Genomic DNA, 12138 nt, shown 5'->3' with positions numbered 1-12138 from the left:
CCGCCGGGCGGCGCGTCAGAGCGCCGCGAGCACCTCCGCCTCCGCGGCCGGGGTGAGACCCGCCTTGCGCTCACGGTCCAGACCCAGCGCGCGCTCGTGCTCCAAGGCGCGCACGGCGGCCTCGGCCAGCGGTCGCGGGGTGAACCCGGCGGCCAACGCGGGCCCGGCGTCGCGGGCGCACATGCCTCGGTGGGTCTCGGGCAGCCACAGCGGCAGCGAGCGCTCCCCCGCCCACGGCCGCACCTCCTGCCCGACCAGCACCGGCTCCGGCACCGGCACCAGCTCCGCGTCGGAGCCGACCGCCTCGGCGATGCCGCGGATCAGGTCGAGCACCGGCTGGGCCGGGCCGATCCCGTCGACCACGCCCGCGGTGCCCTTCTCCGCGGCCCCCACGATCCACGCGGCCAGGTCGCCGACGTCGAGGTACTGGCTCAGGTGGTCCACCCCCGGCACCGCGACCCGGCCGCCGAGGGAGAGCCGCGCGGGCCAGTAGCCGAACCGGTCGTGCTCGTCGCCGGGCCCGGTGATCAGGCCCGCCCGCACGATGAACGCGCGCTCGCCCATCGCCTCCAGCACGGCGTTCTCACTGGCCACCTTGATCGACCCGTACGCGTCGGGGTCGGTGAGCACCTTCGAGCGGTCGTGGTGCTCCTCGCGCGGGGGCATCAGGGCGTCGTCGACCCTGTCGGGGTGGGCGTAGGCGCTGATGGAGGACACGAACGTCCAGTGCCCGGCCCGCGCCCCGAACGCGTCGAGCGCGCGGCGCACCCACGGGAACGAGATCGGCGCGACGTCGACCACCGCGTCGAACCGCTCGCCCGCCAGCGGCGCGAGCCCGTCGGGGGTGTCCCGGTCGACCTTGACCAGCCGGGCCCCGTCGGGCACCGCGCCCGCCTGCCCGCGCGCCGCGCAGACCACCTCGTGCCCGCGGGCCACCGCCTCCGCGGCCGTCGTGCGGCCGACGAACCGGGTGCCGCCCAGAATGAGGATTCGCATGTCCCCACCCTTCTCCGCGCGGGGCCCGCGGGCCACCGGTCTCGCCGCGGGCGAACGGCCGTGACCGGGTTCACCGCCCGCCGGTCAGGGCGAACCCGCAGGTCAGTTACGCTTTACCGGTACCGGCCGTCGAACCCAGGAGTAACCTGCCGTGGCCCGAGTCGTCGTCGACGTCATGCCCAAGCCGGAAATCCTCGACCCCCAGGGGCAGGCGGTCGCCCGCGCGCTGCCCCGGCTCGGATTCACCGGTGTCTCCGATGTCCGCCAGGGCAAGCACTTCGAGCTGGAGGTCGACGACTCCGTCGACGACGCCACGCTGGCCAAGATCGCTTTGGGCTTCCTGTCCAACCCGGTGGTGGAGGACTTCGTCGTCCGGCGGGTGGAGTCGTGAGGGTCGGCGCGGTCACCTTCCCCGGCACCCTGGACGACAGCGACACCCTGCGCGCCATCACCGCCGCGGGCGCGGAGGCCGTGCCGCTCTGGCACGGTGACGCCGACCTGCGCGGGGTCGACGCGGTGATCCTGCCCGGCGGGTTCTCCTACGGCGACTACCTGCGCGCGGGCGCCATCGCCCGGTTCGCGCCGGTCATGGGCGAGGTCATCGCCGCGGCGCACCGGGGGATGCCGGTGCTGGGCATCTGCAACGGCTTCCAGGTGCTGTGCGAGGCCGGGCTGCTGCCGGGCGCGCTGCTGCGCAATGCCGGGCTGCACTTCGTCTGCCGCGACCAGTGGCTGCGCGTGGAGAACACCACCACCGCGTGGTCCTCGCGCTACGAGCGGGGCGCCGAGATCATCATTCCGGTCAAGAACATGGACGGCCGCTACACCGCGTCCGCGGAGACCGTCGCCGAGCTGGAGGCCGAGGGCCGCGTGGTGTTCCGCTACGTCGGCGCCAACCCCAACGGCTCGCTGGACGACATCGCGGGCATCACCGACCCGACCGGGCGCATCGTCGGGCTGATGCCGCACCCCGAGCACGCCATCGACGCGCTGACCGGGCCATCCGACGACGGCCTCGGCATCTTCCTGTCCCTGGTCGACTCGGTGGTGACCGCGTGAGCGAGACCATGAGCGCCGTCGACACCGTCGAGAACGCCAGGACCACCCCCGAGCAGCCCCAGCCCTACCGCGAGCTCGGCCTCAAGGACGGCGAGTACGACCGCGTCCGGGAGATCCTCGGCCGCCGCCCCACCGACGCCGAGCTGGCGATGTACTCGGTGATGTGGAGCGAGCACTGCTCCTACAAGTCCTCCAAGGTCCACTGGAGGCACTGGGCGGCCAACACCACGCCCGAGATGCGGGCGAAGATGCTCGCGGGCATCGGCGAGAACGCGGGCGTGGTCGACATCGGCGACGGCTGGGCGGTGACGTTCAAGCTGGAGTCGCACAACCACCCGTCCTATGTGGAGCCCTACCAGGGCGCGGCGACCGGCGTCGGCGGCATCGTCCGCGACATCATGGCGATGGGCGCGCGCCCGCTCGCGGTGATGGACCCGCTGCGCTTCGGCGCGCCGGACCACCCCGACACCCGGCGGGTGCTGCCCGGCGTGGTCGCGGGCGTCGGCGGCTACGGCAACTGCCTCGGCCTGCCCAACATCGGCGGCGAGGTCGTCTTCGACCCGAGCTACCAGGGCAACCCGCTGGTCAACGCGCTGTGCGTCGGCGCGATGCGCACCGAGGACCTGCACCTGGCGCACGCGTCGGGCGCGGGCAACAAGGTCATCCTGTTCGGCGCCCGGACCGGCCTCGACGGCATCGGCGGCGTGTCGGTGCTGGCCAGCGAGACGTTCTCCGGCGAGGAGGGCGGCCGCAAGAAGCTGCCCGCGGTCCAGGTCGGCGACCCGTTCACCGAGAAGGTCCTGATCGAGTGCTGCCTGGAGCTGTTCCAGGCGGGCATCGTGGTCGGCATCCAGGACCTCGGCGGCGCGGGCCTGTCCTGCGCGACCAGCGAGCTGGCCAGCGCGGGCGACGGCGGGATGCGCGTCGAGCTGGACCGGGTGCCGCTGCGCGCGACCGGCATGACCCCGGCGGAGGTCCTCTCCAGCGAGTCGCAGGAGCGGATGTGCGCCGTCGTCGAGCCGTCCGACGTGGACGCGTTCATGGCGGTCTGCGCCAAGTGGGACGTCATCGCCACGGTGATCGGCGAGGTCACCGAAGGCGACCGGCTGGTCATCACCTGGCACGGCGAGACCGTGGTCGACGTGCCGCCGCGCACCGTGGCGCACGAGGGCCCGATGTACGAGCGCCCGATCGCCCGCCCGGACTACCAGGACGCGTTGCAGGCCAACGGTCCCGAGAGCCTTGCCCGACCGTCCACTCCGGACGAGCTGCGGGAACTGGTGCTGCGCATGGCCGCGTCGCCGAACCTCGCGTCGCGGCGGTGGGTCACCGAGCAGTACGACCGCTACGTGCGCGGCGGCACCGTCCTGGCCCAGCCCTCCGACGGCGGCATGATCCGCGTGGACGAGACCACCGGCCGCGGCGTCGCCCTGGCCACCGACTGCAACGGCCGCTTCGTCAAGCTCGACCCGTACACCGGGACGCAGCTGGCGCTGGCCGAGGCGTACCGCAACGTGGCGGTCACCGGCGCGACGCCGCTGGCGGTCACCAACTGCCTCAACTTCGGCTCGCCCGAGGACCCCGCGGTGATGTGGCAGTTCGAGCAGGCCGTGCGCGGCCTGGCCGAGGGCTGCCGCGAGCTGGGCATCCCGGTCACCGGCGGCAACGTCAGCTTCTACAACCAGACCGGCACCACCGCGATCCACCCGACCCCGGTGGTCGGCGTGCTCGGGGTGATCGACGACGTCCGCCGCCGCATCCCCACCGGGATCGGCGCCGAGCCGGGGGAGACCCTGCTGCTGCTGGGCGAGACCCGCGAGGAGTTCGGCGGGTCGGAGTGGGCCCACGAGATCCACGGCCACCTGGGCGGCCTGCCGCCGAGGGTCGACCTGGCGCGGGAGAGGCTGCTGGCCGAGGTGCTGGTGGCGGGCTCGCGCGACGGGATGGTCTCCGCCGCGCACGACCTCTCCGACGGCGGCCTCGCCCAGACCCTGGTCGAGACGTGCCTGATCGGCGAGACCGGCGCGCGGGTCTTCCTCGACCCCGACGCCGACCCGTTCGTCCAGCTGTTCAGCGAGTCGGCGGGGCGGGTGCTGGTGGCCGTGCCGCGGACCGAGGAGCTGCGGTTCACCGACATGTGCACCGCGCGCGGCCTGCCGTGGCGCAAGACCGGCGTGGTGGACCCGGAGTCCGGCGCGCTGGAGATCCAGGACGTCGGCACGCTGCCGCTCCCGGAGCTGCGCGCCGCGTGGGAGGCTACGCTCCCCGCCCTGTTCGGCTAGGACTGTTCGGCCAAGGAACGAGTGGAAGGGGCCAGGGTCATCCTGGCCCCTTTCTCATGCCGCCGGAACGCACACCTCGGCGCCTCGGTAGAACAACTTCGTGACGCCGCCGGTGAAGGTGATCGCCTCGAACGGCACCTCGACGGCAAATCCCTCCACAGTGGACCGAACGGCGACGGGCGTCGTGACCACACCCTTGACGTCCTTTGTGGACCGCTCAGCCGTGACCTCCCATGCCTCCGGGACCGCCCCGCTGATCGTGTCCCCGAGCCGCTCGGGATCGGGCACGGTGAGTTCCGGCGTTTCCGGCGCCGGCCACCGCACACCCGCCCGGCCCTCCGCCTGGCACCCGGTGAGGTTCTCCGGCGGCGGGCGCTCCGGCCACGACGGCGGCACGTCGCCGAACTCCGCGTAGATCCCCCGCATCATCTCCGTGACCGCGCTGTCCAGGCCCGCCAGCCTGCTCCGCTGCCGGTCGGTCAGCTCCGGCCCGTCGGCGCGGAACAGCGCCGAGGTGGACGAGCAGCGGTGTTCCACCAGCACCTCGACGTCCAGCCCCGACCCGGTCCGCTTCGCCGCGAGCTGCGTCCCCGGTCGGGGACCGGCCAGCGCGAGGTCGAACTCGGGCGCCCGCTGCGGCTGCCAGCCGTCGCCGATCGCCTTGGCGCGCAGCGATTCCACCAGCTCGGCCGGGTCGCCGGGCACGCTCGCCCCGGCGCGGTAGCGGTGGTTGCCCTCGGTCGGCGCGTCGACCGGCAGGCTGTCGCAGGTCTCGCCGGTGATCGCGGCACCCGCGCCCAGCAGCGCCTCCACCTGCCGCCGCAGGTCCTCGGGCACCGCGAGCGGCTCGGGTTCCGCGCACGCGGCCAGGCCGAGCACCGCGACGACGGCGGCGACTCCCCGGCGCAAGCTCACCTGCGGGTCACCTGGTACTGGTGGGTCTGGACCGAGCTGCCCCCGAGGAACGCGCCCGCGCTGTCGGTGAACCGGCGCACCGACGGGTCGGCACCGTTGTCGAGCTGGTCACCCACATCGGTGTAGTTGCCCTCGATGCTGTGGTTCCCGGTGATCGTGCCGCTCTGGTTGTCGAAGGTGACCGTGGTGCGGTTGTCACTGGCCGGATTGTCCCGCGCGTCCAGGTGCGGGACGATGTCGCCGCTGTTCTCCAGCGACAGCATCTGCACCCCGTCGGGGATGTCGATTCCCCCCACCGGCGAGCCCGCGGTGACGACGTGGGTGACGTTGTAGGGCGCGCCGGTCACGGGGTTGGCGAGGTCGTTGGCGGCGCGGGCGGCGACGATGCCGCCCTGGCTGTGCCCGACCAGCATGACCGGGGCGCCGGGGGGCACCCCCGCGTCCGCCAGCGCGAGCTCGATGCCCTCCTGCAGCACGGTCTCGTTGCCCGCCATGCCGTCGACGTTGGTGCCGAGGTCGTTGGCGCTGCCCCCGTCCGCGCCGGGCAGGTTCCACGTCTTGGTGCCCGGGATGTCCACGATGTAGCCGGTGACCTCGCCGTTGGGCCCGTACACCGCGCGCACGCCGATGTTGGCCTCGGAGCCGTTGCGGTGGCCGAGGCTGTCCATCAGGTCGCCGATGCCCGAGGGCGGGGTCGTCGCGATGGGGCTGGTGTCGATGCCGAGCCCGGCGAGCGCCGGGTCGCCGTCGGGGTAGGCCGCGGCGATCAGCTCGGTGAGGGTGGCCATGTCCGTCGGCAGGCCGAGCGCGGACAGGGCGCCGGGGGACATGCCCAGCACGGTGTCGACCATGCCGGGGTGCTCGACGAGCCAGCGCTGCCAGTCGCCGTCGTAGTTGACCATGATGTCGGCGGCGACCAGCGCGCCGGTGCCGCCGACCACGGCCAGGCCCGCCGGGGTGGTCGCGGCGACGCCCGCCAGCCAGCGGCTCGCCTCCAGCGCCTTGGCGTTCAGGTCGTCGGCGAACTGGTAGGCCTGGTTGGTCGCCTGCAGCGTGAGCCCGCGCAGGCCGATCGCCGCCGAGGTCGCGGTCAGGCCGCTGGGCCCGTCCAGCGCGCCCAGCATCGCGCCCTCGAACCGGACCACGCCCGCGGGGTTGAGCACGGCGGAGGCCAGCACGTTCGGGTCGACCAGGTGGCTGTGACTGGCCATCGCGATCGTCAGCGTCTCACCGGCCACGTCGTCGGTCAGGTCGCCGAGGGCGGCCAAGTCCTCGTACTGCGCCTCGGTGCCGCCCGCGCCGCCGCCGACGGTCACGTTGGTCACCCCGGGGCCGGTCATGACAGGGCCGGTCATGACAGCGCCTCCGACACGAACGGGGCCAGCCAGACCCCGAGCTCCTCGCGGGCAACGGGTTCCAGGTCGACCAGCTCGCGGTCGGTTCCGGTGGGCGCCGGGCGGATGCCGACCCAGCCGGTGTCGCTGTGCAGCCAGGTCAGCTGCGCGGTGCGCACGCCCTCGCCGATCAGCGCGGTGACCAGGCAGCGCAGCAGGCCGTCGGCGCGGCGCAGCACCTCGACGGCGAACGCGGCCTCGGCCGGGGGCAGGTCCAGCTCGCCGAGCACGTAGCCGGGCGCGTCCGGGTCGGACTCGCGCAGCAGCTCGGCGACGCCCAGCTCGTGCAGCGCGGCCAGCGGCACGCGCCCGCGCAGCGGCTCGGACTCGGTGGCGTCCAGCGCCGACCCGATCCCGCCGCCCGCCTCGGCGGGCACCGCCCTGACCAGCTCGCGGCCCAGGTCGACCGCGGGGAACATCGACAGCTCGACGGCGGCGTCGGGCAGCAGGAACAGCGAGGCGCCCAGCTGCCCGGCGATCGCGTGCAGGCTGCGCGAGCCGCGGGCGCCCGCGGTCGCGGTGGTGTCGAACATGATCTGCGGACCGCTGAGCACGCGCAGGTTCGCCGTCAGCGAAGGGTGCACCCGGCCGTCGACGACGATGCCGCGCTCGGCGAGGGCGGCGGCCTCGGCGCCGGTGGTGATGTCCGGCGCGGGCGCCCAGTCCGGCGGCATGGACAGGGTCAGTACGCCCACCAGGTGGGCGTACTCGGCTGCGGTGAGCACCAGTCGGTGCGCGGCTGTGGTCACGGCGGGCACCTACGCCACTCCCTGTGCCTGCATGAACTTGCCGACCTCGAGCCATTCCTTGTCACCGGGGGGCGGCAGGTTGTCCGGCCCGTAGCGCCAGCCCTCCCACGGCGGCCGGGGCGGGGACGGCTGGTCGCCGCCGAAGCCCAGCGCGTCGCCGATGCCGTTGGCGATGTCCTTGACCGCGTTCTTGAAGCTCTCCACCGCCTGGTTGAACCGCTCGATCGCGCCGGTGAACCAGGTGACCACGCTCTCGGCGATGCGCTTGATCGCCGCGATCAGCTCCCGCACCTGCTGGGCGTGCCCGCGCAGGATCGCGGCGGCCTCGTCGAACCTGGTGGCCGCGCCGTCGAGGGTCGCGCGGTCGCCCGCGACGGTCTCGCGGCAGCGGTCGGCGGCGATGGACTTCCACCGCATCGCCTCGGCCTGGGTGAGCATCGAGGTGCCGTGGTCGCGGATCTCCCCCGCGCGCGCCTCGATCCGCCCGGCGATGCGGTCGAGCTCGTCGGGGTCGCCGTAGAACGCCATGTGCTTACCCCCAGGTGGCGGGTCACTGGTACGAGACGGTAGACGCCACCGCGCCGGGTTCGGTTCCCCTCACCCGACCGTGGCGATTTCCCGCAGGTCGGTGTCGGTCTCGGCGACCTCGGCGTCGGTCACCTTGACCGGGCCGAGGAACCGGGTCCTGGCCAGGCGCAGCGGGCCGGTGGCGCGGAACCCGCTGAACCACGCCTTGTGGTGGAAGACCGAGTCGTGCATGTGCAGGGTGCCGGGGCTGCGCGCGCCGGTGAACCAGGCGCTGCCGTGGAAGTGGCAGCCCCACATCGAGTTGGACTCGTGCAGGGTGGCGAACCGCATGGTCAGGGTGCCGACGACGCGCTCGGAGATGTCGAAGTAGGCCAGCTCGGCGCCGGTCAGGTCGAGGTTGTGGCGCGGCGCGTCCTGGACGTCGGTGGTGGGCAGCAGGTCGCGGACCAGGCGCTGGGCGGTCGTGCGGACCACGCGCTCGCGCACGTCGGCGTCCTCCGCCGCGTAGTCGAACGGCCGCCGCAGGTAGGAGCACAGGATGTCGAGGACGGTCTGGGTGTAGCGCTCGTGGTTGCGGGCCAGGCCCGCCAGGGCGTGCAGGGCGCCCACCCGCACCTGGTCGGCGTCGCTGCCCAGCAGCTCGACGGCGCGGGCGAAGCGCTCGTCGGCGACCCGCTCGCGGTCGTGGTCGGCGCGCGCGGTCTCCAGGTCCTGCCTGCGCCGCTCGATCTCCTGGCGGTCCTCGTCGGTGCGGCGGCGGCGGTCGTTGAGCCACAGCGCGTAGAGCGCCACGACCGCCCCCGCGGCGAGGCCCCCGGTCTTCAGGGCCTCGCCGCGGTTGGCGTTCGGCTCGGTGAGCAGCCAGCCGGTGACCACGCCCAGCAGGCCCGCCGAGAGCAGCACCGTGCCCGCCAGCCAGCGGCCCGGCCTGCGCCGCGACAGCGCGAAGACGCCCGCGCCCGCGCCGACCAGTACCGCGCCCGTGATCAGGAAACCGGTGCCCACGGGCGCGAACCTAGCCCATGGTCAGCCGTTGGCGAGCGCCTGCAGCCGGTCGTAGGCGCCGTTGAAGTAGTTCTGGTCGATGGGGGAGGCCGTGAACTGCCAGAACGTCCACACGGTCCAGTTGTAGGGCAGCGCGCCGACGGTGGAGGAGTAGCGCGCCACCCACAGCGGGTTCGTGCCCGCGAACCGGGCGGCCGTGCCGACGCACTGCGACCACCAGCTGGTGCTCGTGTAGAACACCGGGTCCCGGCCGGTGCGGGATCTGTAGGTGTTGCTGAAGTCGGCGATCCAGGCGGCCATCGCGGCCTGCGTCTTGCCGTAGCAGGTAGCGCCGTAGGGGTTGTACTCCAGGTCGGCGACGCCGGGCAGGGTCCTGCCGTCGCGGGACCAGCCGCCGCCGTTGCTGACGAAGAAGTTCGCCTGCACCGCGCCGGAGGAGCGGTCCGGCAGCGCGAAGTGGTAGGCGCCGCGGATCATGCCGACGTTGTAGGACCCGTTGTACTGCTGGGCGAAGTAGGGGTTGCGGTAGGTGGTGCCCTCGGTCGCCTTGACGTAGGCGAAGCGCTTGCCCTGGTTCCACCAGTGCGCCCAGTCGACGTTGCCCTGCCAGCCGGAGACGTCGATCCCGTCCACAGTGGCCGCCACGCCCGGGTCGGGCATGGGGCGGCGGGCGTTGCCGTCGCCGCCTTCGTGCTTGCGGATCTGCGAGCCCATGGGGTGGTCCTGGGCGAGGACCTGGTCTGGCACGGCGCCCGCCGCGGGGGAGGCGGGCAGGACCGCGGTCAGCACCAGTACAGCCGTCATTAACAAGGACTTCATCGTTGATGCCCCTTCCGAGTGCCCTCACGTCGGCCGCTAACCGGGGGTAGCCGACCGAACACCTAGTGTGCTGGATTAACCACCCATTTGTCACGCTTTCGCGTGAATGAATCACTTGATCGTCATGGGCAGGTCGAATGGCCACGGCGATGGGTGGAGACTTGACCATGGCCACCTCCGTGCGAACGCTTTCGGTAGTCACCCGGAAGCCTTATGTGAACAGAGGTGCAGGCGGGTCGCAAATGCGCATCCGGTCTGGCTACATGGCGTTGTACAGGTGAAACTGTGTGTGGAACCACGGAAGGGGGCAGGGGTGGACAACGCACCGGCCGGGCCGGACGCGTTCGCCGAGCGGTGGACGACCGTGCTGGTCTCCACCGGGTACGTCGCCTTGGACCGGGCCACGCTGCTGAGCCGCGTCCGTGCCTTCGTCGACGTCGTCTACGCCGCCCTGGCCGCCGATGAGGTCGACGACGAGGCCGTCGCCAAGGTCGGCACCGGCCTGGTCGAGCTCAGCCTGACCGGCGCCGCCACCCTGGCCGCGACGATCCGGCTCCTCGGCGAGCACCTGCCCGGCCCCCGCCTGCCCGCCCTGCAGGCCGCGCTGACCACCGGGTTCGTCACCGCCCAGCAGGAGCGCATCTTCCGCGACCAGGAGGCCATCCGCCGCGCCGCGCTGCACGCCCGCCGCGGCGTCGAGGCCGCGCTGCTGGCCAGCGAGGCGCGCTTCCGGGCGATGTTCACCCAGGCCGCCATCGGCATCGTCATCACCGACGGGGTCGGCACCCTGCTGGAGGCCAACGCCGCCTTCGCCGCGATGTTCGGCTACGAGCAGGCCGCGCTGGTCGGCATGACGGTCACCGACCTGCGCTTCCCCGACGAGCCGCCCGCGATGCTCGAGCCGTTCCAGCAGATGACCGCGGGCGAGCGCGACCACTACCGGATGGAGCGGCTGCTCAAGAAGTCCGACGGCAGCGGCCTGTGGGTCGACCAGTCGGTGTCGCTGGTGCGCGACGAGACCGGCGCGCCGCGGTTCATGGTCGGCATGTTCGAGGACATCACCGAACGGCACAGCCTTGAGGCCCGTCTGCGTCACCAGGCCAACCACGACCCGCTCACCGGCCTGGGCAACCGGGCGCTGTTCACCGAGCGGCTGGCCGCGGCCTTCGCCGTCGGCAGCCACAACCGCGTCGGCGTCTGCTACCTCGACCTCGACGGGTTCAAGGTCATCAACGACAGCCTCGGCCACGACGTCGGCGACGAGCTGCTCGTCGCCGTCGCCGCCCGGCTCGACGCGCTGATCACCGCGCCCAACCGGCTGGTCGCGCGGATGGGCGGCGACGAGTTCGTGGTCCTGGTCGAGCGCAGCTCCGGGCGCGAGGAGCTGGTGGGCCTCGCCGAGCGCATCCTGGCCGCGCTGGCCGAGCCGGTCAGCATCGGCGGGCACCGGCTGTCGGTCTCGGCCAGCGTGGGCGTCGTCGAGCGGAACGTGGTGGGCACCAGCCCGGCGGAGACGATGCGCGACGCCGACGTGACCCTTTACTGGGCCAAGGCGGACGGCAAGAACCGCTGGGCCGACTACGACGCCGAGCGCAACGCCCGCGAGGTCGCCCGCTTCACCCTCTCCGCGCGGATGCCCGCCGCGGTGGAGAGCGAGGAGTTCTACGTCGACTACCAGCCCATCGTCCGGCTCTCCGACAGCGCGCTGGTCGGGGTCGAGGCCCTGGTCCGCTGGGCCCACCCGGAGTTCGGGCGGCTCGGGCCCGACCAGTTCATCGGGCTGGCCGAGGAGACCGGCCTGATCGTCCCGATCGGCCGGTGGGTGCTGCGCGAGGCCGCGGGCCAGGCGCGCCGCTGGCGCGCGGCCTACGGCGACCGCGCGCCCCGGGTCAGCGTCAACCTGGCCGCCCGGCAGACCGAGGAGCCCACGCTGGTCGCCGACGTCGCCACGATCCTGGCCGCCGCGGACATCCCCGCGAGCGCCATCCAGCTGGAGCTGACCGAGTCGGCGATCATGGAGACCACCGGGAAGCCGCTGGCCGCCCTGCACGGGCTGGCCGACCTCGGCGTGCGCATCGCCATCGACGACTTCGGCACCGGGTACTCCAACCTGGCCTACCTGCGGCACCTGCCGGTGCACGCGATCAAGCTGGCGGGCTCGTTCATGGAGGGCCTGCGCGGCATCCCGGAGGCCGACGCCGCCGACAGCCAGATCGTGTCGAGCCTGGTGTCGCTGGCGCACGTGCTGGGCCTTGAGGTGATCGCCGAGGGCGTGGAGGAGCCGCAGCAGGCCGACCGCCTCGCGACCATCGGGTGCGACAGCGCCCAGGGCTGGCTCTACGCGAAACCGGGCCCGCCGGAGGACATCGAGCGCTGGTTCGCCTGAGCCCG

Annotated in this window: 11 protein-coding genes; 4 read left to right on the top strand and 7 right to left on the bottom strand. The window is 73.1% G+C overall.

Translation table 11 applies throughout. The annotated features are described in order from the left end of the window. Window positions 1–15: 15 nt before the first annotated feature. The gene (locus tag ACTG9Q_RS02240) at window positions 16–996 is read right to left on the bottom strand and encodes an NAD-dependent epimerase/dehydratase family protein (protein ID WP_455570859.1); all 981 of its coding nucleotides are present in this window, start codon (window positions 994–996) and stop codon (window positions 16–18) included. A gap of 151 nt (window positions 997–1147) precedes the next feature. Between ACTG9Q_RS02240 and purS the strand changes: the two genes are divergently transcribed. From purS to purL, 3 genes are read left to right on the top strand one after another with little or no spacing between them, the layout of a single operon-like run. Further along, the gene (purS, locus tag ACTG9Q_RS02235; RefSeq protein WP_455570858.1) at window positions 1148–1387 is read left to right on the top strand and encodes a phosphoribosylformylglycinamidine synthase subunit PurS; all 240 of its coding nucleotides are present in this window, start codon (window positions 1148–1150) and stop codon (window positions 1385–1387) included. Beyond that, on the top strand, window positions 1384–2055 hold the full coding sequence (gene purQ / locus ACTG9Q_RS02230; RefSeq protein ID WP_455570857.1) for a phosphoribosylformylglycinamidine synthase subunit PurQ: 672 nt from the start codon (window positions 1384–1386) through the stop codon (window positions 2053–2055). Before purS ends, purQ begins: the two co-directional genes overlap by 4 nt. 8 nt (window positions 2056–2063) lie before the next feature. After that, window positions 2064–4337 (top strand): phosphoribosylformylglycinamidine synthase subunit PurL, encoded by a 2274-nt coding sequence (purL, locus tag ACTG9Q_RS02225; protein ID WP_455571304.1) that lies wholly within the window; start codon window positions 2064–2066, stop codon window positions 4335–4337. A 54-nt stretch (window positions 4338–4391) separates the two neighbouring features. Here purL and ACTG9Q_RS02220 read toward each other — a convergent pair whose 3' ends face one another. The 6 genes from ACTG9Q_RS02220 to ACTG9Q_RS02195 form a co-directional block, all read right to left on the bottom strand. Beyond that, window positions 4392–5252, bottom strand: coding sequence for a hypothetical protein (locus ACTG9Q_RS02220; RefSeq protein ID WP_455570856.1), 861 nt, complete (start codon window positions 5250–5252; stop codon window positions 4392–4394). Beyond that, window positions 5249–6607 carry a hypothetical protein gene (locus ACTG9Q_RS02215; protein ID WP_455570855.1) on the bottom strand — a complete coding sequence of 453 codons (1359 nt, stop codon included), beginning with the start codon at window positions 6605–6607 and terminating at the stop codon, window positions 5249–5251. Before ACTG9Q_RS02215 ends, ACTG9Q_RS02220 begins: the two co-directional genes overlap by 4 nt. Next, window positions 6604–7395 (bottom strand): ESX secretion-associated protein EspG, encoded by a 792-nt coding sequence (locus ACTG9Q_RS02210; RefSeq protein ID WP_455570854.1) that lies wholly within the window; start codon window positions 7393–7395, stop codon window positions 6604–6606. Before ACTG9Q_RS02210 ends, ACTG9Q_RS02215 begins: the two co-directional genes overlap by 4 nt. A gap of 9 nt (window positions 7396–7404) precedes the next feature. Beyond that, window positions 7405–7923: a WXG100 family type VII secretion target gene (locus ACTG9Q_RS02205; RefSeq protein WP_455570853.1), complete on the bottom strand. Its 519-nt coding sequence runs from the start codon at window positions 7921–7923 to the stop codon at window positions 7405–7407. A 69-nt stretch (window positions 7924–7992) separates the two neighbouring features. Then, window positions 7993–8928: a pentapeptide repeat-containing protein gene (locus ACTG9Q_RS02200; protein WP_455570852.1), complete on the bottom strand. Its 936-nt coding sequence runs from the start codon at window positions 8926–8928 to the stop codon at window positions 7993–7995. Between the two features lie 21 nt (window positions 8929–8949). After that, entirely contained in the window at window positions 8950–9732 is a 783-nt protein-coding gene (locus tag ACTG9Q_RS02195; RefSeq protein WP_455570851.1) for a lysozyme, read from the bottom strand. 328 nt (window positions 9733–10060) lie between these two features. On the opposite strand from ACTG9Q_RS02195, the gene ACTG9Q_RS02190 reads away from it, so the two are divergent. Then, entirely contained in the window at window positions 10061–12133 is a 2073-nt protein-coding gene (locus tag ACTG9Q_RS02190; RefSeq protein WP_455570850.1) for a putative bifunctional diguanylate cyclase/phosphodiesterase, read from the top strand. The last annotated feature ends 5 nt before the right edge of the window (window positions 12134–12138 follow it).

Source organism: Actinokineospora lacus (assembly GCF_053813445.1).
Note: the sequence above shows the minus strand (reverse complement) of the source record. Positions and strands in the feature narration are given on the sequence as shown.